At 71.1% G+C, this 21618-nt stretch carries 23 protein-coding genes and 1 riboswitch; of the genes, 10 read left to right on the top strand and 13 right to left on the bottom strand.

Translation table 11 applies throughout. The annotated features are described in order from the left end of the window. The first annotated feature begins 61 nt into the window (after positions 1 to 61). Positions 62 to 175: riboswitch (TPP riboswitch) on the top strand. The 5 genes from thiO to ACFVWW_RS26490 all read left to right on the top strand — a co-directional run bounded on the left by thiO (position 173) and on the right by ACFVWW_RS26490 (position 5306). Then, positions 173 to 1363, top strand: coding sequence for a glycine oxidase ThiO (gene thiO / locus ACFVWW_RS26510; RefSeq protein WP_384192549.1), 1191 nt, complete (start codon positions 173 to 175; stop codon positions 1361 to 1363). It overlaps the preceding riboswitch by 3 nt. Then, positions 1360 to 1584: a sulfur carrier protein ThiS gene (gene thiS, locus ACFVWW_RS26505; protein WP_384334119.1), complete on the top strand. Its 225-nt coding sequence runs from the start codon at positions 1360 to 1362 to the stop codon at positions 1582 to 1584. The genes thiO and thiS overlap by 4 nt, the downstream gene beginning before the upstream one ends. A gap of 6 nt (positions 1585 to 1590) precedes the next feature. Continuing rightward, the gene (locus ACFVWW_RS26500) at positions 1591 to 2388 is read left to right on the top strand and encodes a thiazole synthase (protein ID WP_386877847.1); all 798 of its coding nucleotides are present in this window, start codon (positions 1591 to 1593) and stop codon (positions 2386 to 2388) included. 120 nt (positions 2389 to 2508) lie between these two features. Beyond that, the gene (gene pknB, locus ACFVWW_RS26495) at positions 2509 to 4446 is read left to right on the top strand and encodes a Stk1 family PASTA domain-containing Ser/Thr kinase (RefSeq protein ID WP_386877848.1); all 1938 of its coding nucleotides are present in this window, start codon (positions 2509 to 2511) and stop codon (positions 4444 to 4446) included. Positions 4447 to 4451: 5 nt separating this feature from the next. Then, positions 4452 to 5306, top strand: a complete 855-nt coding sequence (locus ACFVWW_RS26490) for a deoxyribonuclease IV (RefSeq protein ID WP_386877849.1) — start codon at positions 4452 to 4454, stop codon at positions 5304 to 5306. A gap of 28 nt (positions 5307 to 5334) precedes the next feature. Here the strand turns inward: ACFVWW_RS26490 and ACFVWW_RS26485 are convergent, their stop codons facing one another. Then, complete coding sequence (locus ACFVWW_RS26485) at positions 5335 to 5967, bottom strand: sulfite oxidase-like oxidoreductase (RefSeq protein ID WP_386877850.1); 633 nt, start codon at positions 5965 to 5967, stop codon at positions 5335 to 5337. 155 nt (positions 5968 to 6122) lie between these two features. Here ACFVWW_RS26485 and bfr point away from each other — a divergent pair, with 155 nt between their 5' ends. Further along, positions 6123 to 6602, top strand: coding sequence for a bacterioferritin (gene bfr / locus ACFVWW_RS26480; protein WP_384192534.1), 480 nt, complete (start codon positions 6123 to 6125; stop codon positions 6600 to 6602). A 76-nt stretch (positions 6603 to 6678) separates the two neighbouring features. Here bfr and ACFVWW_RS26475 read toward each other — a convergent pair whose 3' ends face one another. Both ACFVWW_RS26475 and ACFVWW_RS26470 read right to left on the bottom strand, forming a co-directional pair. Beyond that, positions 6679 to 6951: a bacterioferritin-associated ferredoxin gene (locus ACFVWW_RS26475; protein WP_384192531.1), complete on the bottom strand. Its 273-nt coding sequence runs from the start codon at positions 6949 to 6951 to the stop codon at positions 6679 to 6681. Between the two features lie 157 nt (positions 6952 to 7108). Further along, on the bottom strand, positions 7109 to 8461 hold the full coding sequence (locus ACFVWW_RS26470; protein ID WP_384192528.1) for a class II 3-deoxy-7-phosphoheptulonate synthase: 1353 nt from the start codon (positions 8459 to 8461) through the stop codon (positions 7109 to 7111). Between the two features lie 119 nt (positions 8462 to 8580). On the opposite strand from ACFVWW_RS26470, the gene ACFVWW_RS26465 reads away from it, so the two are divergent. Beyond that, complete coding sequence (locus tag ACFVWW_RS26465) at positions 8581 to 8637, top strand: trp operon leader peptide (protein WP_360166934.1); 57 nt, start codon at positions 8581 to 8583, stop codon at positions 8635 to 8637. 117 nt (positions 8638 to 8754) lie between these two features. Further along, entirely contained in the window at positions 8755 to 10659 is a 1905-nt protein-coding gene (locus ACFVWW_RS26460; RefSeq protein ID WP_386877851.1) for an anthranilate synthase family protein, read from the top strand. A gap of 351 nt (positions 10660 to 11010) precedes the next feature. Here the strand turns inward: ACFVWW_RS26460 and ACFVWW_RS26455 are convergent, their stop codons facing one another. The 4 genes from ACFVWW_RS26455 to ACFVWW_RS26440 all read right to left on the bottom strand — a co-directional run bounded on the left by ACFVWW_RS26455 (position 11011) and on the right by ACFVWW_RS26440 (position 15044). Further along, positions 11011 to 12039 (bottom strand): 6-phosphofructokinase, encoded by a 1029-nt coding sequence (locus ACFVWW_RS26455; protein ID WP_384334131.1) that lies wholly within the window; start codon positions 12037 to 12039, stop codon positions 11011 to 11013. A gap of 145 nt (positions 12040 to 12184) precedes the next feature. Continuing rightward, positions 12185 to 12874 (bottom strand): response regulator, encoded by a 690-nt coding sequence (locus tag ACFVWW_RS26450; RefSeq protein WP_384192522.1) that lies wholly within the window; start codon positions 12872 to 12874, stop codon positions 12185 to 12187. Continuing rightward, positions 12871 to 14049, bottom strand: a complete 1179-nt coding sequence (macS, locus tag ACFVWW_RS26445; protein ID WP_386877852.1) for a MacS family sensor histidine kinase — start codon at positions 14047 to 14049, stop codon at positions 12871 to 12873. Before macS ends, ACFVWW_RS26450 begins: the two co-directional genes overlap by 4 nt. Positions 14050 to 14327: 278 nt before the next feature. Further along, positions 14328 to 15044, bottom strand: coding sequence for a lysophospholipid acyltransferase family protein (locus tag ACFVWW_RS26440; protein ID WP_384181612.1), 717 nt, complete (start codon positions 15042 to 15044; stop codon positions 14328 to 14330). Positions 15045 to 15193: 149 nt separating this feature from the next. On the opposite strand from ACFVWW_RS26440, the gene ACFVWW_RS26435 reads away from it, so the two are divergent. Beyond that, positions 15194 to 15973 (top strand): alpha/beta hydrolase, encoded by a 780-nt coding sequence (locus ACFVWW_RS26435; protein WP_384181614.1) that lies wholly within the window; start codon positions 15194 to 15196, stop codon positions 15971 to 15973. After that, positions 15966 to 16529 (top strand): hypothetical protein, encoded by a 564-nt coding sequence (locus ACFVWW_RS26430; protein WP_386877853.1) that lies wholly within the window; start codon positions 15966 to 15968, stop codon positions 16527 to 16529. Before ACFVWW_RS26435 ends, ACFVWW_RS26430 begins: the two co-directional genes overlap by 8 nt. A gap of 3 nt (positions 16530 to 16532) precedes the next feature. Here ACFVWW_RS26430 and ACFVWW_RS26425 read toward each other — a convergent pair whose 3' ends face one another. From ACFVWW_RS26425 to ACFVWW_RS26400, 6 genes are all read right to left on the bottom strand, one after another. Beyond that, entirely contained in the window at positions 16533 to 17285 is a 753-nt protein-coding gene (locus tag ACFVWW_RS26425; RefSeq protein WP_384181618.1) for an endonuclease/exonuclease/phosphatase family protein, read from the bottom strand. Between the two features lie 108 nt (positions 17286 to 17393). Next, complete coding sequence (locus ACFVWW_RS26420) at positions 17394 to 18335, bottom strand: ROK family glucokinase (protein WP_384181620.1); 942 nt, start codon at positions 18333 to 18335, stop codon at positions 17394 to 17396. A gap of 65 nt (positions 18336 to 18400) precedes the next feature. Further along, on the bottom strand, positions 18401 to 18898 hold the full coding sequence (locus ACFVWW_RS26415; protein WP_386877854.1) for a DUF5304 domain-containing protein: 498 nt from the start codon (positions 18896 to 18898) through the stop codon (positions 18401 to 18403). 91 nt (positions 18899 to 18989) lie between these two features. After that, positions 18990 to 20177 carry an ArsA family ATPase gene (locus ACFVWW_RS26410; RefSeq protein WP_384334142.1) on the bottom strand — a complete coding sequence of 396 codons (1188 nt, stop codon included), beginning with the start codon at positions 20175 to 20177 and terminating at the stop codon, positions 18990 to 18992. Between the two features lie 5 nt (positions 20178 to 20182). Beyond that, on the bottom strand, positions 20183 to 20632 hold the full coding sequence (locus ACFVWW_RS26405; protein ID WP_384181626.1) for an SRPBCC family protein: 450 nt from the start codon (positions 20630 to 20632) through the stop codon (positions 20183 to 20185). A gap of 110 nt (positions 20633 to 20742) precedes the next feature. Beyond that, positions 20743 to 21519: a metallophosphoesterase gene (locus ACFVWW_RS26400; protein ID WP_384181628.1), complete on the bottom strand. Its 777-nt coding sequence runs from the start codon at positions 21517 to 21519 to the stop codon at positions 20743 to 20745. Between the last annotated feature and the right edge of the window lie 99 nt (positions 21520 to 21618).

Below are 21618 nucleotides of genomic sequence, written 5' to 3'. Positions count from 1 at the left end.
GAACGGGCCGCGCCGGATGCTCTCTTACCGCGCGGAGGGCCGGGCGTTAGGCTGGCCGACGACACTACCTCGCGGGAGTCCGGACGCACCGGGCTGAGAGGGAGGCTGAGGCGGCCTCCGACCGTACGAACCTGATCCGGGTCATGCCGGCGAAGGGAGGGGCTGGACGCCCATGCAGTCGTCTCATGAGGAATCCGGTACGAGCGGTTCCGACGTCCTCGTCATCGGGGGCGGGATCATCGGCCTGGTCACGGCCTGGCGGGCGGCGCAGCGCGGGCTGCGTACCGCCGTCGCCGACCCCGATCCCGGCGGCGGGGCCGCGCGGGTCGCGGCGGGCATGCTCGCCGCCGTCACCGAACTCCACCACGGCGAGCAGCTGCTGCTCGGTCTCAACCTCGCCTCCGCCGAGCGCTGGCCCGGCTTCGCCGCCGAGCTGGAGGCGGCGAGCGGCCAGGACACCGGCTACCGCGCCTGCGGCACCCTGGCCGTCGCGCTCGACGCCGACGACCGCGCCCAGCTGCGCGAGCTCCACACCCTCCAGCGCCGCTCGGGACTCACCTCCGAGTGGCTCACCGGCCGCGAGTGCCGGCGCCTTGAGCCGATGCTCGCGCCGGGCGTGCGCGGCGGGCTGCGGGTGGACGGCGACCACCAGACCGATCCCCGCCGGCTGGCCGCGGCCCTGCTGACGGCCTGCGAACGGGCCGGAGTGGTCTTCCACCGCGCCTGGGCCGACCGGCTCACCGTCGTACGGGACCGGGCCACCGGCGCCGTCCTGAGCGACGGCCGCGCGCCGGCCGCGGACCAGGTGGTGCTGGCGGCCGGCAGCCTCAGCGGCCGGCTCGCCGGGGTACCGGACGCCGTGCTGCCGCCGGTGCGGCCGGTCAAGGGCCAGGTCCTGCGGCTGACGGTGCCCCGTGCGTACGCGCCGTTCCTGTCCCGGACGGTACGGGCCGTGGTGCGCGGCAGCCAGGTGTATCTGGTGCCCCGCGAGAACGGCGAGCTGGTCGTCGGCGCCACCAGCGAGGAGCTCGGCTGGGACACCACGGTCACCGCCGGCGGGGTGTACGAGCTGCTGCGGGACGCGCACGAACTGGTCCCGGGCATCACCGAACTGCCCCTCACCGAGACCCGCGCCGGGCTGCGCCCCGGAACGCCGGACAACGCGCCCCTGCTCGGGCCCACGGCGCTGCCGGGTCTGCATCTGGCCACCGGCCACCACCGCAACGGGGTGCTGCTCACGCCCGTCACCGGCGACGTGATGGCCGCCGTGCTGACCACCGGCGAGCTTCCGGAAGAGGCCCGCCCCTTCACCCCCGCGCGCTTCGCCCCCGCCGCGTCCGTACGTCAGGAGCAGCCCGCATGACCCGTACGCACCCCGACGTCGTGCGCATCTCCGTAAACGGCGAGCCGCGCGAGCTGGCGGCGGCCACGACACTCGACATCCTCGTCGCGGCCCTCACCCCCGCCCCCTCGGGCGTCGCCGCGGCCGTCAACGAGACGGTGATCCCCCGTACCCGCTGGTCCCGCACCCTGCTCGGGGACGGCGACCGGGTGGAAGTCCTGACCGCGGTCCAGGGAGGCTGAGCACCCATGGCCGACGACCGGCTCACCATCGGCTCCAGCTCGTTCGGCTCCCGGCTGATCATGGGGACGGGCGGGGCGCCCAGCCTCGACGTCCTGGAACGGTCCCTGATCGCCTCGGGCACCGAACTCACCACGGTCGCCATGCGGCGCCTGGACCCGACGGTCCAGGGCTCCGTCCTGTCCGTGCTCGGCTCCCTGGGCATCCGGGCCCTGCCCAACACCGCCGGATGCTTCACCGCCGGCGAGGCGGTCCTCACCGCCCGTCTCGCGCGCGAGGCGCTCGGCACGGACTGGATCAAGCTGGAGGTGGTCGCGGACGAGCGCACGCTGCTGCCCGACCCGATCGAGCTGCTCGACGCCGCCGAGACCCTGGTCGACGACGGCTTCACGGTCCTGCCGTACACCAACGACGACCCGGTGCTCGCCAGGAAGCTGGAGGACGTGGGCTGCGCCGCGATCATGCCGCTGGGCTCGCCGATCGGCTCCGGCCTGGGCATCCGCAATCCGCACAACTTCCAGCTGATCGTGGAGCACGCGCGCGTGCCGGTGATCCTGGACGCGGGGGCGGGCACCGCCTCGGACGCGGCGCTCGCCATGGAGCTGGGGTGCGCGGCGGTGATGCTCGCCTCGGCGGTGACGCGCGCGCAGGAGCCGGTGCTGATGGCCGAGGCGATGCGGCACGGGGTGGCGGCGGGCCGGCTGGCGTACCGGGCGGGCCGCATCCCGCGCCGCCACTTCGCGACGGCGTCGTCCCCCACCGAGGGGGTGGCGACGCTGGACCCGGAGCGGCCCGCGTTCGCCTGACCCACGCGCCCCCGCACAGCACCGCCACGCCCCGGGAAGCGTCACAGGTCGGCTGCAGTAGCGTGCCCGGTTCGAACCGGGGCTTCGGGAGTGTCCGTGCCGGCTCGTAGACTCATCTGCGTGGATACGACCCTTCAGGACCCCATCGTCGGGCAGGTGCTCGACGGCCGCTACCGCGTCGATGCGCGCATCGCCGTCGGCGGCATGGCCACGGTCTACCGGGCCGTCGACACCCGGCTGGACCGGGTGCTGGCCCTGAAGGTGATGCACCCCGCGCTGGCCGCCGACGTCACCTTCGTGGAGCGCTTCATCCGCGAGGCTAAATCGGTGGCCCGGCTGTCGCATCCCAATGTGGTCGCGGTCTTCGACCAGGGCGCGCAGGGCGCGTACGTCTACCTGGCGATGGAGTACGTCGCGGGCTGCACGCTGCGTGATGTCCTGCGCGAGCGTGGCGCTCTGCAGCCGCGGGCGGCTCTGGACATCCTGGAGCCCGTGCTCGCCGCGCTGGGCGCCGCCCACCGCGCGGGGTTCGTCCACCGGGACATGAAGCCCGAGAATGTGCTGATAGGGGACGACGGACGGGTCAAGGTCGCCGACTTCGGGCTCGTACGGGCCGTGGGCGATGTCACCAACACCAGCGGGACCGTCCTCGGCACGGTCTCGTATCTCGCACCGGAGCAGATCGAGTACGGCACGTCCGACACCCGGGTCGATGTGTACGCCTGCGGGGTCGTGCTCCACGAAATGCTGACCGGCGCCAAGGCGCACGGAGGCGACACCCCCGCCCAGGTCCTCTACCGCCATCTCAACGAGGACGTTCCCGCGCCGTCGGCCGCCGTTCCCGGCCTCGCCGTCGCGCTGGACGAGCTGGTCGCGACGGCCACCGCGCGCAACCCCGACATCCGTCCCGACGACGCGGTGGCACTGCTCGCCCTCACCCGTGAGGTCCGCGCGGCGCTCAGTGACGCGCAGCTGGACGCCGTACCGCCGCAGGCGAAAGCCGAGGACGGTGCGGACAGCCGTACGACAGTGATCCCGCGCGCCCTCCCCGCCGAGGGGCCGGCGGACCGGGGGCGGGACGAGTCGCCGGTCCACCGCACCAGCCGGCTGGAGATGGCGCCTCCGGACCGGCCGAGCGGTCCGCCGCGCGCGACGGACCACCGAAGGGCCGTCCCTCGCCGGGGCATGGTCGCCATGATCGTCGCCGTGCTGCTGGTCCTCGGGGTGGGGACGGGCGTCTGGTACATCAATTCCGGCCAGTTCACCCGCGTCCCCTCGCTGCTCGGCCAGAGCCAGCGGGAGGCCGAGAAGCGCCTCGACGACGCGGGCCTCGACGCGAAGGTCAGCAAGGATTTCAGTGACACCTTCCAGCGCGGCACGGTCATGCGCAGCGATCCCGAGCCACGGGCGCGCGTCCGCGGCGGCGGTCCTGTGACCATCGTCATCTCGCGCGGCCCGGAGATCGTCCAGGTCCCGGACCTGGCGGGCACATCCCTCACCGAGGCCAGACGGTTGCTGAAGAAGGCCGGTCTGGCCGGCGGGGCCGTCAGCAGGTCCTTCGACGACGACATCGAACAGGGCGCCGTGATCAGCTCGGATCCGGCGGCCGGGGCCGACGCACGGCCCGACTCGGGGGTCGCGCTCGTGGTGAGCAAGGGCAGCCCCGTCGATGTCGAGGACATGACGGGCGAGAGCGTCGATGACGCCACCGCCGCGCTCGAAGACGCGGGGCTCAAGGTCAAGATCGCTTCCGAGCGGGTGAACTCGCCGGTGGAGGCGGGCTCCGTCGCCAAGCAGTCGGTGGCCGAGGGCTCCCAGCTGGCCCGTGGCGACACGGTCACCCTGACGGTGTCCAAGGGCCCGCGGATGATCTCCGTCCCCGATGTCACGGGGCAGACGATCGGCGAGGCCAGGAACCGGCTGGAAAAGGCGGGCTTCGCGGTCGAGGTCGACCGCAGCTTCCCCTTCCTGAACGACACGGTGGCCGAGCAGTCCGTCGAGGGCGGCGCCGCCGCCCCCGAGGGCAGCACGATCACCATCAAGACCAAGGGACTCTAGGAGCTATGCGCAACCCTGTCGGCGGCCATGTACCCGTGGCCGGCGGCCTCGCCACGACCGGCCTCGCCTACGCCCGTGAGCTGGGCGCCGAGACCGTCCAGGTCTTCGTCGCCAATCCGCGTGGCTGGGCGACGCCGACCGGGAATCCGGCGCAGGACGAACAGTTCCGCGCGGAGTGCGCGGCCGGCGGGATCCCGGTGTATGTGCACGCCCCGTATCTGATCAACTTCGGCTCGCACACCGAGGCGACGGCGGAGAAGTCGGTGGATTCCCTGCGGCACAGTCTGCGCCGGGGCCGGGAGATCGGCGCGCGGGGCGTGGTCGTGCACACCGGCTCGGCAACCGGCGGCCGCCCCCGCGAGGTGGCGCTCGCCCAGGTACGGGAGCGGATGCTGCCGCTCCTCGACGAGCTGACCCATGACGACGACCCGTTCCTGCTGCTGGAGTCGACCGCGGGGCAGGGCTTCTCGCTCTGCTCCAGGACCTGGGACTTCGGCCCGTACTTCGAGGCGCTCGACTCCCACCCCAAGCTGGGCATCTGCCTGGACACCTGCCACATCTTCGCGGCCGGGCACGATCTCACCGGACCGCACGGCATGCGGCAGACGCTGGATCTGCTGGTGGACACGGTCGGCGAGGGCCGGCTCAAACTGATCCACGCCAATGACTCCAAGGACGTGGCGGGCGCGCACAAGGACCGTCACGAGAACATCGGCGCGGGAGAGATAGGCGAGGAGCCGTTCCGTGAGCTGTTCAGGCATCCGGCGACCGAGAACGTCCCCCTGGTGATCGAGACCCCGGGCGGCAAGGAGGGGCACGCGGCGGACGTGGAGCGGCTGAAGAAGCTGCGCGACGGCTGACCGCCGGGTCCTGTTGCCGGGAGGAGCGTCAGAACTCGGGGCCGTCCCCAGGGAGCTCCTGGTAGGAGTAGCGCTGCTCGGTCCACGGGTCGCCGACGTTGTGGTAGCCGCGCTCCTCCCAGAAGCCGCGGCGGTCGGCGGTCATGTACTCCACGCCCCGGACCCACTTGGGCCCCTTCCACGCGTACAGCTGCGGGACAACGAGCCGTACCGGAAAGCCGTGCTCGGCGGTGAGCAGCTCACCGTCCTTGTGGGTGGCGAAAATCGTACGGTCCGAGACGAAGTCGGCGAGCCGCAGATTGGAGCTGAAGCCGTACTCGGCCCAGACCATCACATGCGTGACACCGGGTGCGGGCGGCGCGAGGCCGAGGACCGTACGGGCGGGCACGCCGCCCCATTCGGCACCCACCATGCTGAACTTCGTCACGCAGTGGAGATCGGCGACGACCGTGGAGAACGGGAGCGCCGAGAACTCCTCGTGGTTCCAGCAGTGCTTGTCACCGTCCGCGGTGGCGCCGAAGACACGGAATTCCCAGCGGTCCGGCTTGAACTTGGGTACGGGTCCGTAATGAGTGACCGGCCAGCCGCGCTGCAGGCGCTGCCCCGGTGGTAGCTCGGACAGTTCCGGCTCTTGATATTCCCGGCTCTCCGGCTGACCCATGCCTTCCATGGTGACAGACCAGGAGGGGTGGTCCTGACCAGGTATGAACTAATTCAGGCAAGCCATACTAAGCATGCACTTACTGGACGGTCTCTGATCACGGTGCGAGGATGCGCGCATTCCGCCTCCCGTCACGCCTGGAAGGAGCCTCAGCGATGCAGGGCGACCCCGAGGTCCTCGAATTCCTCAATGAGCAGCTGACCGCCGAACTGACCGCGATCAATCAGTACTTTCTGCACGCGAAGATGCAGGAGAACTTCGGCTGGACGAAGCTCGCCAAATACACCCGGGCCGAGTCGTTCGACGAGATGAAGCACGCCGAGCTGCTCACGGACCGGATTCTCTTCCTGGACGGCCTGCCGAACTACCAGCGGCTCTTCCATGTACGGGTCGGCCAGACCGTCACCGAGATGTTCCAGGCCGACCGAGAGGTCGAGGTGGAGGCGATCGATCGCCTCAAGCGCGGGATCGAGGTCATGCGGGCCAAGGGCGACCACACGTCCAAGGGCATCTTCGAATCGATCCTGGCGGACGAGGAGCACCACATCGACTATCTCGACACCCAGCTGGAGCTGGTGGCGAAGCTCGGCGAGCCGCTCTACATCGCCCAGCTGATCGAGCAGCCGGACAGCTAGGCCGGACAGACGGCCAGGTTTCACAGACAGCCGGGCCGAACAGGCAGCCAGGCAGGACAGGCAGCCCGGACAGGACCTAAGCGGCTTCGCCCAGGCCGAGCCGGGTCGCCGGGGTCCGGTCCGGATCCGGCGCCGCCGCGAGGGCGGGCCCGCGCTGGTCGAGCAGCTCACGGCGCGGGCAGGCGCCCCGCCCGAGGATCGACTGGATCTGGCGTACGCACGAGCCGCAGTCGGTGCCGGCCTTGCTGGCCGACGCGATCTGGCGAGGGGTGCACGCACCCGCTGCCGCGTGTTCCTTGACCTGCGTCTCGGTGATACCGAAGCACGAGCAGACGTACACGCGGTTCACCTCCCGGCGGGGTCGTTGGTTCAGGCCGCTCCGACCGCGTCGGTGAGGCAAACCTAACCTTACCCGCCGTCCGGGAGGCGCAAAAGCCCGGGAAAGGACAATGGGGCGCGGATCACATGGATCCGCGCCCCGTCGTCGTCCGCCGGGGAACCGGCTCCTACTGGTCGCGGTACATCTCGGCGACCAGGAACGCCAGGTCAAGCGACTGGCTGCGGTTGAGCCGCGGGTCGCAGGCCGTCTCGTAGCGCTGGTGCAGATCGTCGACGAAGATCTCGTCGCCGCCGCCCACGCACTCGGTGACATCGTCGCCGGTCAGCTCGACATGGATACCGCCCGGGTGGGTGCCGAGGCCCTTGTGGACCTCGAAGAAGCCCTTGACCTCGTCGAGCACGTCGTCGAAGCGGCGGGTCTTGTGGCCGGAGGCCGCCTCGAAGGTGTTGCCGTGCATCGGGTCCGTCACCCAGGCCACCGTGGCACCGGAGGCCGTGACCTTCTCGACCAGCTCGGGAAGCTTGTCCCTGACCTTGTCGGCGCCCATCCGGACGATGAAGGTCAGCCGGCCGGGCTCACGGTCGGGGTCCAGCCGGTCGATGTAGGACAGCGCCTCGTCGACCGTCGTCGTCGGGCCGAGCTTGATGCCGATCGGGTTGTTGATCTGCGAGGCGAACTCGATGTGCGCGCCGTCCAGCTGACGGGTGCGCTCACCGATCCAGACCATGTGGCCGGAGACGTCGTACAGCTTGCCGGTACGGGAGTCGACCCGGGTCAGCGCCGACTCGTAGGCCAGCAGCAGCGCCTCGTGCGAGGAGTAGAACTCGACCGTGCGGAACTCCGCCGGGTCGGTTCCCGCGGCCTTCATGAAGTTCAGCGCGTTGTCGATCTCGCGCGCGAGCTGCTCGTAGCGCTGCCCGGACGGGGACGACTTCACGAAGTCCTGGTTCCAGGCGTGTACTTGGCGCAGATCGGCGTAGCCGCCCGTGGTGAAGGCGCGGACCAGATTGAGCGTCGCGGCGGACGCGTGGTACATCCGCTTGAGCCGCTCGGGGTCCGGGATCCGGTCCTTCTCCTTGAAGGCGAAGCCGTTGACCGAGTCGCCCCGGTACGTCGGCAGGGTCACGCCGTCGCGGGTCTCGGTCCCCTTGGAGCGCGGCTTCGAGTACTGCCCGGCGATCCGGCCGACCTTCACGACGGGCACGGAGGCCGCGTAGGTGAGGACGGCGCCCATCTGGAGGAGGGTCTTGAGCTTGTTGCGGATGTGGTCCGCGGAGACGCCGTCGAAGGCCTCGGCGCAGTCGCCGCCCTGCAGGAGGAACGCCTCGCCCTTGGCGACGGCCGCCATCCGGGCGCGCAGCTGATCGCACTCGCCCGCGAACACGAGCGGCGGATACGACTCCAGCTCGGCCACGACCTCACGCAGGGCTGCCTGGTCCGGATACTCCGGCTGCTGGGCAGCGGGAAGATCGTGCCAGGACGGCACAGGGGTCGCGGGGTTCTGAGCGTTCACTGTCACGCGCTCCAGATTACGTGGTCGCGGGCCGTGCCATCGGCAACTCTCACAGTGTGGAACGCGGCGACCTCGCGCGGTGTGGAACGCGGCGACCTCGCGGCGGGTGCGCTATCGTGCGCCTCATGTTCGCGCATTCGAATCAGACCTGGTGGTGGACCGCTCGTCCGGCGGCCCACTGATTCACGCGCGCACCACGAATCGCCAAGGCCGCCCGAGGGGCGGCCTTCCGTGTTTTCCGGGTTCGGGGTTCGGACCGGGAAGCGGGCCGTTCCTCCCACCCGGAAGGAACACCGCAGATGTCCCACGCCCCTGACCTGTCTCTTAATGCTCTGATCGGCAGACTCCTGGACGACGGCTGCCCGCCGTTCGCACTGCTGCGTCGGCGCACGCCCGGCCGGGACCACGACACCGTGGAGCTGCTGATCGGATCCGTGCACGAGGCGGACCGGCTCGCCGACCTGCCCGACGGAGCCAGGACCTCGCTCGCCCTGGTGCCGTTCCGGCAGATCCGGGAGCGCGGTTTCGACGTACGGGACGACGGGACGCCGCTCTCCGTGCTGGTCGCGGACGAGACGTACGAACTGCCGCTCGGCGAGCTGCTCCACGCCCTGCCCGGCCACGAGGTGCGGGTCGAGGACGGGGCCTTCGACATCGACGACGAGCGGTACGCGGAGATCGTGCGGCGGGTCATCGAGGACGAGATCGGCCGGGGCGAGGGCGCGAACTTCGTCATCCGGCGGACCTTCGAGGGCCGCGTCCCCGGCTTCGGCAGGGCCGACGCGCTCGCGCTCTTCCGGCGGCTGCTGGCCGGCGAGCGCGGCGCGTACTGGACCTTCGTCGTGCACACCGGGGAGCGCACCCTCGTCGGGGCCAGCCCCGAGGTGCATGTCCGGATGAGCGGCGGGACCGTCGTGATGAACCCGATCAGCGGGACCTTCCGCTACCCGCCCGAGGGGCCGAGCCCGGAGGGGCTGCTCGCTTTCCTGGGCGACCGCAAGGAGACCGAGGAGCTCTCCATGGTCGTCGACGAGGAGCTGAAGATGATGTGCACCGTCGGTGACCGCGGCGGGGTGGTGATCGGCCCCCGGCTCAAGGAGATGGCGCATCTCGCGCACACCGAGTACGAGCTGCGCGGCCGCTCCTCACTGGATGTGCGCGAGGTGCTCAAGGAGACGATGTTCGCGGCGACGGTCACCGGCTCTCCCGTGCAGAACGCCTGCCGCGTCATCGAACGCCATGAGGCCGGCGGGCGCGGCTACTACGCGGGCGCGCTCGCGCTCATCGGGCGGGACGCCGGCGGGGCGCAGACCCTCGACTCCCCCATTCTGATCCGTACCGCCGACATCGACCGCGACGGCGGGCTGCGGGTGCCGGTCGGAGCCACGCTCGTACGCCACTCGGACCCGGCGGGCGAGGTCGCCGAGACCCATGCCAAGGCGGCGGGGGTGCTGGCGGCGCTGGGGGTACGTCCCGGGCGGCCGCGCGAGGAGTCCGTACGGCCCCGGCTCGCCGACGACCCGAGGGTGCGGGCCGCGCTGGACGCCAGGCGCGCGGACCTCTCGCCGTTCTGGCTGAAGATGCGGACCGGTCCCGCGACCCTCACCGGGCACGCGCTGGTCGTCGACGGCGAGGACACCTTCACCGCGATGCTCGCCCATGTGCTGCGGTCCTCGGGGCTGGAGGTGACGGTACGGCGCTACGACGAGCCGGGGCTGCGCGGCGCGGTTCTCGCGCACGAGGGTCCTGTGGTGCTGGGGCCGGGCCCCGGCGACCCGGCGGACGCCGCCGACCCCAAGATGCGACTGCTGCGCGCGCTCGCCGCCGAGCTGATCCGCGGCCGGCGTCACGGTCTGCTGGGTGTCTGTCTCGGCCATGAGCTGATCGCGGCGGAACTGGGCCTGGAGACCGTACGCAAGCAGGTCCCGTACCAGGGCGCGCAGACCACGATCAGTCTCTTCGGACGGGAGGAGACGGTCGGCTTCTACAACAGCTTCACCGCGCGCTGCGACGACGCGGCGGCGTCGGAACTGGCGGCGCGCGGGGTGGAGGTGAGCCGCGACGGGGAGAGCGGGGAGGTGCACGCGGTGCGGGGGCCGGGGTTCGCGTCGGTGCAGTTCCACCCGGAGTCGGTGCTGACGCTGAACGGTCCGGAGATCGTGGCGGACCTGCTGGCGGCCGCGGTGCGCCTGCCGGCGGGGTGAGTGGTGGTGCGGGTGCCGGGGGTTCCGGAGGTGTGTGTCCGGACTGCATGATTTACGGCGCGTGCGGGTGCGTTGCCGGGTGCGGCTTGGTGTGCGCCACAAATCACGCTCTACGTCCGGACACACACCTCCTGCACCCCCGACCCCCTCCCGCCGGTGGCCCACCAGCCCGCTCGGCCCCGCCTGGGGGGAAGTGGGGACGCGCGCGCCCGTGGTACGGAGGGCCGCTGCCTCCGTGTAACGACCGCCCGCCTCCACGACCGCCGGCGAGTGAGCCGAAGGGCGCGCCGCTGTCGAAAGGGAGAACGCGCACAGGTTCGTGAGGAACGAGCGAACCGAGCCCTAAAAACATCAGCCGAAGAAGACGCCTGCTTCTTGGTACAGCTCCGGCTGGACCGTTTTTAGCTGGGCCGTCGCCTCGGAGATCGGTACGCGCACGATGTCCGTGCCGCGCAGGGCGACCATCTTGCCGTAGTCCCCGTCGCGGACCGCCTCGATCGCGTGGAGTCCGAAGCGGGTGGCCAGCCATCGGTCGAAGGCGCTCGGGGTGCCGCCCCGTTGCACATGGCCGAGCACGGTGGTCCTGGCCTCCTTGCCCGTACGCCTCTCGATCTCCTTGGCCAGCCACTCGCCGACGCCCGACAGCCGGACGTGTCCGAAGGAGTCCAGCGTGCCGTCCTTGAGGACGACGTCGCCGTCCTTGGGCATCGCGCCCTCCGCGACGACGACGATCGGGGCGTACGACGCCTTGAAGCGCGAGGTCACCCAGGCACAGACCTGGTCGACGTCGAAGCGCTGCTCGGGGATCAGGATGACGTTGGCGCCGCCGGCCAGGCCGGAGTGCAGGGCGATCCAGCCCGCGTGACGCCCCATCACCTCGCAGACCAGGACGCGCATATGGGATTCGGCGGTGGTGTGCAGCCGGTCGATCGCCTCCGTGGCGATCCCGACCGCGGTGTCGAAGCCGAAGGTGTAGTCGGTCGCGGAGAGGTCGTTGTCGATGGTCTTGGGGACTCCGACGCAGGGGATGCCGTACTCGGCCGAAAGCCGGCCGGCCACGCCGAGGGTGTCCTCGCCGCCGATCACGATGAGCGCGTCGACGCTGTGCGCGGCGAGGGTCTCCTTGATCCGGCGGACGCCGTCCTCCACCTTGAGGGGATTGGTGCGTGAGGAACCGAGGATGGTGCCGCCGCGCGGCAGGATGCCGCGCACCGCGGGGATGTCGAGCCGCACGGTGTCGCCGTCCAGCGGTCCGCGCCAGCCGTCCCGGAATCCGATGAAGGTGTAGCCGTACTCCTGAACGCCCTTGCGGACGATGGCGCGGATGACCGCGTTGAGCCCTGGGCAGTCGCCGCCCCCGGTCAGTACTCCGACTCGCATGGAAAACACTTCCCTTCGCCGCCGGTGGGGTACCCGCGCCACGAAAAAGTGACTCAGGTCACTCCGGCATGGTGCGCAGGAGGAATTGCGTTGCACCAGAGGGCGGTTGGAGGTGGTTCCGGGACGGAGGACGGCCGGCTACGCCTCAGGCGTCGTCGAGACCGCGCTCGATGGCGTAGCGCACCAGCTCGACGCGGTTGTGCAGTTGCAGCTTGCCGAGGGTGTTCTGCACGTGGTTCTGCACGGTGCGGTGCGAGATGACCAGGCGCTCGGCGATCTGCTTGTACGAGAGCCCCTTGGCGACCAGCCGCAGCACCTCGGTCTCCCGCTCGGTCAGCTGCGGGGCCTTGGGCTCGTCGGAGGCGGCGGGCGCCGGTTCCGAGGCCAGCCTGCGGTACTCCCCGAGCACCAGGCCCGCGAGGCCGGGAGTGAAGACCGGATCGCCGAGGGCGGTGCGGCGCACGGCGTCGATCAGCTCTTCCGTACTGGCCGACTTGAGCAGATAACCGGTGGCGCCCGACTTCACCGCCTCCAGGACATCGGCATGCTCCCCGCTGGCGGAGAGCACCAGGACGCGCAGTCCGGGATGGGAGCCGACGAGCTCCTTGCAGACCTGAACCCCGGGCATACCGGGCAGATTGAGGTCGAGCACGAGCACCCGCGGTGTGGTGGCCTTCGCGCGCCGCACCGCCTGCGGACCATCCCCGGCGGTCGCGACCACCTCGAAACCGGCCGCGTCCAGATCACGGGCGACGGCGTCCCGCCACATCGGGTGGTCGTCCACCACCATCACCCTGACCGGCTGTCCCGTCTCCGCCGCGCCCCGCTCGCTCATCGCTCCGCCTTCCCCCGTCCCCGTGGAACCTTCAATTCGACCTCGGTGCCCTGTCCCGGCACCGAGATCAGCTCGGCCGTGCCGCCCAAGTCCCTGAGCCGGCCGCGGATCGAGAGGGCGACGCCGAGGCGCCCCTCCCCCTCCGCCTGGGCGAGCCGTCCTTCCGGAATGCCCGGACCGTCGTCTCTGACCGTCACGATCACTTCGTCCGGCCAGTCCTCGACCAGGATCCAGGCGCGGGCGTCGGTACCCGCGTGTCTGCTGACATTGTCCAGGGCGGCACTGACAGCCGCCGCCAACTCCCTGGCCGCCGCGGGTTCCAGCAGCACCGGGGCGCCGGGCTCGGCGAAGGTGACCTTCGAGCCGGTGTACGGCGCGAGCAGCGAGCGCAGGTCGCACGGCGCCGGGTCCTCGTACGGCTCGGCGGCGCGGACCGACGAGCCGTACGCGGCGTCCTCCGAGGCGCGGGTGGTGGGCACCAGTCCGCTGGAGACCAGGGTCCGCAGGGCGATCTCCTGCTCCCCCGCCATCCGGCCGAGCTCCTCGGCCTCGCCGCCCAGGGCCGTACCGCGCCGCTGCACCATCGCCAGCACCTGGAGCACGCTGTCATGGATGTCACGGGCCAGCCGCTCGCGCTCCCGGGTCGCGGCCTCGATCTCCAGGGCGCGGGCCAGGGTGCGTTCGGAGGCGCGGGCGACCTCGACGACGTAACCGATGGCGATGGAGGCGACCCAGACGAGCAGCACATTGTGGAGCGTGTCCCGGCTGGGGTGGGCGCGCTCGATGAGATTGGCGACCGCGACGAAGGACGAGGCCACGCAGGCCCAGCGCCAGCCGCCCTTGATCGCGAAGGCGAGGACCGAGCCCGCGGTCCATATCGACGGCAGGGTGGGGCCGTCGATCTGCTGGGCCTGCGCGTCGGCCAGCGGTGTGAGCAGGATGCCGGTGAGGGCGACGGTGAGATCGGCGGCGAGGAAGCGCTTGGTGCAGCTCGCGGCGTTCGCCACTTTGGGGAGCGTGGCGAGGGTCCAGACGGCGAGGAACGCGAGGAACGCGGCGGCGACCCAAGGGCGTTCGAACCTCTGGCGCTCGAAGACGAACAACAGGACGGCGTAGACCATCGTCAGTGGCCGGTAGGCGCTCAGCGCCCGCCACAACGGCTGCTCCACCGACATACTCGGCCCCCCACCTCTTTTTTTAGGGCTCGGTTCGCCTCCGGGGCGCTTTAAGCCCCTGTCGACAGTCGACCGTGCTCGGCCCCTCGTACCTCGGGGCCTGTGCGCGCTCTCCTTTTCGACAGCGGCGCGCCCCTTCGGCTCACTCGCCCCTTTTTTGACGGCTCGGTTCGCCTCCGGGGCGCTTTAAGCCCCTGTCGACGGTCGATCGTGCTCGGCCCCTCGTACCTCGGGGCCTGTGCGCGTTCTCCCTTTCGACAGCGGCGCGCCCCTTCGGCTCACTCGCCCGTCGTCGTCCCTGCTGCCTTTGCCGCGTCGGCCAGTTGGCGCTTGGCCGCCGTTGCGTAGATGTCCACGTACTCCTGGCCGGACAGCTTCATGATCTCGTACATGACCTCGTCGGTCACCGACCGGAGGATGAAGCGTTCGCCCTCCATGCCCTGGTAGCGGCTGAAGTCCAGCGGCTTGCCGATCCTGATCCCCGGGCGCATCAGCTTGGGGACCACCTTGCCGGGCGGCTGGATCTTCTCCGTGTCGATCATGGCGACCGGGATGACCGGCGCTCCGGAGGCGAGGGCCACGCGTGCCAGGCCGCCCGGCTTGCCCCGGTAGAGGCGGCCGTCTGGTGAGCGGGTGCCCTCGGGGTAGATACCGAAGAGTTCACCGTTCTCCAGGACCTTTATCCCGCTCTGGATCGCCGCCTCGCCCGCGCCGCGTGCGCCGGAGCGGTCCACCGGCAGCTGTCCGACGCCCTTGAAGAAGGCCGCGGTCAACTTGCCCTTCACCCCGGGTGAGGTGAAGTACTCGGCCTTGGCGATGAAGGTGACCTTGCGGTCGAGCACGGCCGGGAGGAAGAACGAGTCGGAGAACGACAGATGGTTGCTCGCCAGGATCGCCGGCCCCTCGGCGGGAATGTTCTCGATGCCCTCCACCCAGGGCCTGAAGGCAAGCTTCAAGGACCCCCCGATGGAGAACTTCATTGCGCCGTAGATCAACTCGAATGCCTCCTGTGTGCTGTCCGACAGACCTTAACGCGTGGGCGGCTCGCGCTGTCCTGCATGGGGGGCCTGACGGATCTGGTCGGTGTCGGTCCGGTCGCGTACGGTGAAGTACATATTCCGAGCCTCACGAACAGGAGACCCTGGTGCCGGTCCTTCCTGGAGCCGAGCCGTACCGCCACGAGGGCGGCGAGGTCGGCGTCCTTCTCTGTCACGGATTCACCGGCTCTCCGCAGTCGCTGCGCCCCTGGGCCGAGTATCTGGCCGAGCGCGGGCTGACCGTGTCCCTGCCGCTGCTCCCCGGTCACGGGACGCGCTGGCAGGACATGCAGCTCACCGGCTGGCAGGACTGGTACGCGGAAGTGGACCGGGAGCTGCGGGAGCTGCTGGAGAAGTGCGGCCAGGTCTTCGTGCTCGGGCTCTCGATGGGCGGGGCGCTGGCGCTGCGGCTCGCCGAGAAGCACGGGACGGCGGTCAGCGGGGTCGTCGTGGTGAACCCGGGAATGAAGGTGCACGGCCTGGCGGCGTACGCCCTTCCCGTCGTCCGCCATCTGATCCCGTCGACCGGCGGACTGACGAACGACATCGCCAAGGAGGGCAGCGAGGAGCTCGGTTACGACCGGGTGCCGCTGCACGCCGCTCACTCCCTGCGTCAGTTCTTCCGGCTGGTGGACGCGGCGCTGCCCCAGGTCACCCAGCCGTTGCTGCTGCTGCACAGCCCGCAGGACCATGTGGTGCCGCCGGCCGACTCGGCCCGGATCCTGGGCCGGGTCTCGTCGCGGGATGTCCGGGAAGTCCTGCTGGAACAGAGCTACCACGTGGCGACGTTGGACCATGACGCGGAGCGGATTTTCGAGGAGAGTCACGCGTTCATCGGCCGCCTCGCTCCGAGTGTCGGGAAGAAGGGGAGCACGACCGGTGGCTGAGCATGACGCGGACCGCGAGCCGCAGCCGATCGACGAGGACGCCGCCTGGGCGGCGATCGTCGCCGCGTACGGGGACGAGCCGGCGGACCCGCCGGGCGCCAAGCCGTTCAAGTCGGTGGACGATCTGGCCCTGCTGGAGAGCGAACGGAACAAGACGGAGCCCGACCAGGACCCGGCGGGCCCGGAGACGGACTCCGAGGAGACGAAGCCCGCGCTGGGCGGCTCGGTCGTCTTCGCGCCGGGTGTCCGGGGTCCGCGCGACTACGAGGTGCCCGAGGAGCGGGAGGAGGACTTCGACGACGGCGACGAGGGGCATTTCGTCCCGCCGGAGCCGCCGCCGCTGCCGGAGTCCGATGTGACCTCCCGGTTCGCCTGGCTCGCGGTGATCGGCGGCCCGGTGCTGATGCTGGTCGCCGTCCTGCTGCGGTGGGACATGACGTGGTGGCTGACCACGGTCTGTATCGGCGGCTTCCTGGGCGGCTTCGCCACCCTGGTGGCGCGGATGCAGCACGGCGACGAGGAGGACGACGACCCGGGCCGCGGCGCGGTCGTCTGAGGCTCAGGACGCGGGGACACGGAGGGCGGCCAGCACCGGAAGGTGATCCGTGGCCGCCCTCAGGTCGTCCTCGCTGAGGCCCGGCAGTCCCCGCGGCACCCCGCAGCCGAGGACCTCGACTCCCTCGGTGGCGAAGATCGCGTCAATGCGCTGCTGCGGGTTCCCGGGCGTCGAGGTGTACTCGCCGCCCCACGGCCGGGCCGCCCAGCAGTCCTGGAGCTCCCCCGCCAGCCGCCGGAAACTGCGGCCGGTGGGACGGTCGTTGAGGTCACCGGCCGCGATGGCGTGCGGTACGTCCATGGCTTTCAGTCGGTCGAGCACCATGCCCGCCTGCGCGTACCGCTCGTCGCTCCGCAGGCTCAGATGACAGCTGAGCAGTCCGATCCTGGCCCGCCCGATCCGTACCACCGCCGTCGCGAAGCCGCGCCGGTGCAGGCCGGGGGTGAGCGGCAGCAGGATGTCCTCGGTCCGCTCGACGGTGGTGCGCAGCGAGCAGAGCAGCAGCGGACCGGACGCGGTGGCGCCGCCGCTGAGCACTACGAGGCCGGTGCGGGCGGCCAGCCGGGCCGCGTGCTTGCGCCAGCGGAAGAACCGCGGTGCCTCCTGGACGAAGACCAGATCGGGCGCGCAGGCCAGGATCACCCGGGCCAGCGCCGCACGGTCGTCGCGCATCGAGCGGATGTTGTAACTGAGCACCCGGATCACGGCCGAACCGTCCGGCTCGGTACGGGAGTCGGGCAGCGGGGTCATCGCCATGCCCACAAGATAGCGGGCGGCACACGGCCCGAGCGATGGCACCGGCACCGGACATGGCTGTGCCCGCCGTACCCCCACGCGGGGTCCGGCGGGCACAGTCGTGGTGAATCAGCCCTGCCTGGCCAGGTCCGCCGCTCCCACCAGCCCTGCCTCGCCGCCCAGTTGGGCCGCCAGAACCTGGGCGTGCGGGCGCCACTCGCCGCCGATCAGCCAGCGTCTGAAGGACTTGCGGATCGGGTCGAGGACCAGCTCGCCCTCGTCCGAGACGCCGCCGCCGACGATGAACGCGGACGGGTCGAAGAGCGAGGCCAGGTCGGCGAGACCGGCCCCCGCCCAACGGGCCAGCTCGCGGAACGAGTCGATGGCCACCGGGTCGCCGGCGCGGGCCGCCGCGCTGATGTGCCGGCCCTCGATGCCGTCCGGGGTGCCGTCGCCGAGACCGAGCAGGACCCCGGCGTTCTCCGGTGTGGCGTTGGCGCGTTGGCGCGCGTACCGGACGAGGGCACGCCCGGACGCGTACTGCTCCCAGCAGCCCTGGCTGCCGCAGCCGCACAGCAGACCGTCGGGAACGACCCGGATGTGCCCGAACTCGGCGGCCACACCGAAGCGTCCGCGGCGCAGCTTGTTGCCGATGATGATGCCGCCGCCGAGCCCCGTGCCGAGCGTGATGCAGATGACGTCTTCGTGGCCCTGCCCGGCCCCGAACCTGTACTCGCCCCAGGCGGCGGCGTTGGCGTCGTTCTCCACGACGACCGGCAGGCCGACCCGCTGCTCGACCTTGTCCTTGAGCGGTTCGTGCCGCCAGTTGATGTTCGGCGCGAAGAGGACGGTGGCGCGCTTGTCGTCGACGTAGCCGGCGGCGCCGATGCCGACGGCCTCGATCTGATGCCCTTCGCCGGCGCCGGCGACCGCGGCGCAGATCGCGTCCACGATGCCTTCGGCGGTCGGCGGGGTGGGTACCTTGTGCGTCTCCAGGATGGTGCCCTCTTCGTCGACCACGCCGGCCGCGATCTTCGTGCCGCCGATGTCGACGCCGATGGTGAGTCCCATGTGTCCCTCAGTTTTCGGTCGAGCCCCGCTAGGGCCAACCGTACCCGAGGGCGGGCGCGCGGCTGTCAGTCCAGGTCGATGTGACCGCCCGGACCAGGTCCTTCGTCCCTGGGGTCCGTGGGGTCTTCCGACTTCTTCGTCTCGTGTGCGGCGTCCGGTCCCGCCGACGGCGCGGTCGTGGACGGCGGGGCCGCGGAGTCCTGGGTCCAGCGGTTCTCCTGGCCCTCGACGGCGGAGCGGTACGCGGCGAGCAGTTCGTTCCCCGCGGCCGCGAGATGGTCGAAGACTCCGGGGTTGCGCTCGATCACGGGCTCGACGGCGGCCTTGGCCTGGCTGATGAACTGCTGTACGGCGCCCTGGGTGGCCATGCCGAACAGCGGGCCCTGCAGTGAGGAGACCTTGTCGGCGACGGCGTCGACCAGCTTGCGCAGTTCCTCGGAGGCGGACGCGGGCGGCCGGCCGTAGGCGGCACGGCGGCGGGCCTGTTCCGCTTCGAGGTCTTCCGCGCATGCCGTGGCCCAGGCGTCCGAGTCGGCGGCGGGGCGCTCGGTGGCTTCGCTCATGGGGTTCTCCTGCGCGTCAGGGACCGGTCCTTCCGCCATGGACAGCGGAAGGGTTCGTACCGTCGACGGTACCCGAACGGCCGCGAGTCGTTCAGGAGGTACGCGGCCACAGACCGGGGTCGGGGGTGAATCTGACCCGGAGCACGCCGTCCGTGAGGGCGGCCCCGGTGACGGTGCAGCGGCGCAGCGCGGACGGCAGCGGAACGATCCGGCGGAACGGGCCGACGGTGAGCAGGAGTTCGTCGTCCCGGCGCGTCAGGGACAGTTCGCTCTTGACCGCGCCGGGCAGCGGGAGGCACCAGACGAGCAGATCGTCCTCGGCGATCCGGTCCTCGACCCACCAGGGGTCGCCGGCGGGGCCCGGGGCGGCGTCGTCCGGTCCGGCGGCGAGTCCGGTGTCGAGCAGCGTGAGGTCGTCGGGACCGTGCGGGTCGCGGCCCAGATGCCCCACCTCGCGGAGCGCGGCCTCGGGCACCGCCCGCTCGTACCACTCGTCCAGGCACTTCCGCTGCTGGGCGACGAGTGTCGCGAGCCAATGGCCGGCCTCGTCGCGGGGCAGTATCCGGTTCGCCACGAGCGCGTCGGCCCGCAGGCCGTACAGGGCGAGGCCGGTACGGGCGGTGCGCACGGCCTCCGCCGCGGCGGGCCCCGGCTCGGCGACCAGCCGCACCGTAGTCGTCCGGTCCTCGATCAGCGACTGGACCTCGGCCAGCTCGGCGTCCCGGCGCGCGGCGGTGTCGTACAGCCACTGCGACGGCATCGGCACGCCGGCGAGCTGGGCCATCAGCGGGCGCAGGGCGCGCGCGGCCTGCCGCTCCTGGGGCAGCAGCCGGCGCAGATAGCGGCGCAGCTGCTCGGGCAGGGCGAGTACGGCCAGGGCGTCCCGTACCGGCGGCAGGTCGACGACCAGCACGTCCCAGTCGCCGTCCGCGGCCCGGCGCAGCGCGTGGAGCAGGGCGAACTGCTCACTGCCCGGCAGCTCGGTGAGTTCCTCGCCGGTCAGCGGGCGGGCGCCGAGGAGATCGAGTCCGGCGGCCGCCCGCTCCTGGAGGGCGAGAAGTTCCGTACGGAAGTGCTCGCCGGAGTCGATGCGCGCGGCCCACAGGCCGTCCCGCACCTCGGTGGGGTCCGCGCTCACCGGTGCGCCGAGGAGATCACCGAGGGCGTCGGCGGAGAGCAGCAGGGCGCGCCTGCCGCGCCGGGCCTCGGCCAGGGCGGTCGCCGCGGCGATGGTGGTACGGCCGGCGCCGCCGGGTCCGGTGACGAGAACCGTACGCATCGGGGTCAGACTCCGGGGGCGGATTCGACGCGCTTCTTCAGGCCCGCCAGGGCGCGGTCGATGATGACCTTCTCGGCCTTGCGCTTGATCATGCCGAGCATCGGGATCTTGACGTCGACGGTCAGCCGGTAGGTGACCTCGGTGCGGTCGCCGCCGGCGACGGGCGCGAGGAGGTACGAGCCGTCCAGGGCGCGCAGCATCTGCGACTTGACGAGCGTCCAGCTGACCTCGTCGTCCCCGGTCCAGGTGTACGCGAGGGTGTGGTCGTCCTTGATCGCTCCGGCGTCCAGCACCAGCCTGACCTGCTCGGCGCGGCCCTTGTCGTCGGTGGCGAGCACCTCGGCCTCTTTCACCTCGCCGGTCCACTCGGGATAGCGGCCGAAGTCGGCGATCACGCCCATGACGTCGGCGGGTGCCGCCTCGATCGTGATGCTCGAACTGGTGTGTTCCGCCATCGCCGTGCTCCTCCAGATGGGGTCTCTCCTCCGCGAAGCGAGGGGAAGGCCGGTCAGGGGTGTGTGGTGGGTCCGGGTATGTGGTGTGCAGGCTATCGCGTGCGCACCGCTCACCATTCCAGGGTCCACGGCCGTCCGGTCGCGGCGAAATGACCGACGTTCACGCACTCCGTCGCGCCCACGCGCATCCGGCCGGCCAGCGGCTGATGGACATGGCCGAAGAGCGCGTAGCGGGGCTTCGTACGGCGGATGGCGTCCAGCAGGGCGCGGCTGCCGCGCTCGAAGCGGCGGGCGACGGTGTCGTACGTCAGCTCGGGCACATCGGGCGGAATGTGCGAGCACAGCACATCGACGGGACCGAGCGCCTCGACCTTGGCTGCGTACTCCTCGTCGGAGATCTCGTACGGGGTGCGCATCGGGGTGCGCAGTCCACCGCCGACGAAGCCGAAGACGCGGCCGCCCAGCTCGACACGCTCACCGTCGAGCACGGTGACACCCGGTCCCGCGTACTCCGCCCAGAGGTCCGGGATGTCGACATTGCCGTAGGTGGCGTACGTCGGGGTGGGCAGCGCCGCGAACAGCTCGGCGTACTGGCGCCGTACCGCCCCTTCGATGGCGGCGGCCGGGTCGACGCTCAGGCCGGCCCACAGCGCGCGGCCGAAGTCCCGTGCCTCGTCGAAGCGGCGGGCGGTGCGCAGCTCCACGAGCCGGTCGGCGTTCTCGACGCCGAAGAGATCGGGGAAGATCCCGCGCGAGTGGTCCGCGTAGTCGAGGAAGAGGACGAGGTCGCCGAGGCAGATGAGAGCGTCGGCGCCCTCTCCCGCCCTCGCGAGGCCCTGCGTGTTCCCATGGACATCGCTGATCACGTTGACTCGCACACCAGGCATGACGATCACCCTAGGGTGCCGTTCCCCTTACTCGGTAGAGGGCGCCGGACCTGCGGTTACTTCCCTGGTGTCAGAGGTGTGGACTACTGTGCGCGAAGT

The sequence above is a fragment of the Streptomyces sp. NPDC058198 genome, from assembly GCF_042882605.1.
In the GTDB taxonomy this organism is placed as follows: Bacteria; Actinomycetota; Actinomycetes; order Streptomycetales; family Streptomycetaceae; genus Streptomyces.
This window is presented reverse-complemented; position numbering and strand designations above follow the sequence as displayed.

Coding starts and splice junctions, on each gene's coding strand:
- ACFVWW_RS26415 (WP_386877854.1), bottom strand. CDS start 18,898: ATGAGCGAAGCCACCGAGCGCCCCGCCGCCGACTCGGACGCCTGGGCC.
- ACFVWW_RS26485 (WP_386877850.1), bottom strand. CDS start 5,967: ATGGGTCAGCCGGAGAGCCGGGAATATCAAGAGCCGGAACTGTCCGAG.
- macS (WP_386877852.1), bottom strand. CDS start 14,049: ATGTCGGTGGAGCAGCCGTTGTGGCGGGCGCTGAGCGCCTACCGGCCA.
- ACFVWW_RS26460 (WP_386877851.1), top strand. CDS start 8,755: ATGTCCCACGCCCCTGACCTGTCTCTTAATGCTCTGATCGGCAGACTC.
- ACFVWW_RS26420 (WP_384181620.1), bottom strand. CDS start 18,335: ATGGGACTCACCATCGGCGTCGACATCGGCGGCACGAAGATCGCGGCC.
- ACFVWW_RS26405 (WP_384181626.1), bottom strand. CDS start 20,632: ATGGCGGAACACACCAGTTCGAGCATCACGATCGAGGCGGCACCCGCC.
- bfr (WP_384192534.1), top strand. CDS start 6,123: ATGCAGGGCGACCCCGAGGTCCTCGAATTCCTCAATGAGCAGCTGACC.
- ACFVWW_RS26410 (WP_384334142.1), bottom strand. CDS start 20,177: ATGCGTACGGTTCTCGTCACCGGACCCGGCGGCGCCGGCCGTACCACC.
- ACFVWW_RS26400 (WP_384181628.1), bottom strand. CDS start 21,519: ATGCCTGGTGTGCGAGTCAACGTGATCAGCGATGTCCATGGGAACACG.
- ACFVWW_RS26455 (WP_384334131.1), bottom strand. CDS start 12,039: ATGCGAGTCGGAGTACTGACCGGGGGCGGCGACTGCCCAGGGCTCAAC.
- ACFVWW_RS26425 (WP_384181618.1), bottom strand. CDS start 17,285: ATGGCGATGACCCCGCTGCCCGACTCCCGTACCGAGCCGGACGGTTCG.
- ACFVWW_RS26490 (WP_386877849.1), top strand. CDS start 4,452: ATGCGCAACCCTGTCGGCGGCCATGTACCCGTGGCCGGCGGCCTCGCC.
- ACFVWW_RS26500 (WP_386877847.1), top strand. CDS start 1,591: ATGGCCGACGACCGGCTCACCATCGGCTCCAGCTCGTTCGGCTCCCGG.
- thiS (WP_384334119.1), top strand. CDS start 1,360: ATGACCCGTACGCACCCCGACGTCGTGCGCATCTCCGTAAACGGCGAG.
- thiO (WP_384192549.1), top strand. CDS start 173: ATGCAGTCGTCTCATGAGGAATCCGGTACGAGCGGTTCCGACGTCCTC.
- ACFVWW_RS26450 (WP_384192522.1), bottom strand. CDS start 12,874: ATGAGCGAGCGGGGCGCGGCGGAGACGGGACAGCCGGTCAGGGTGATG.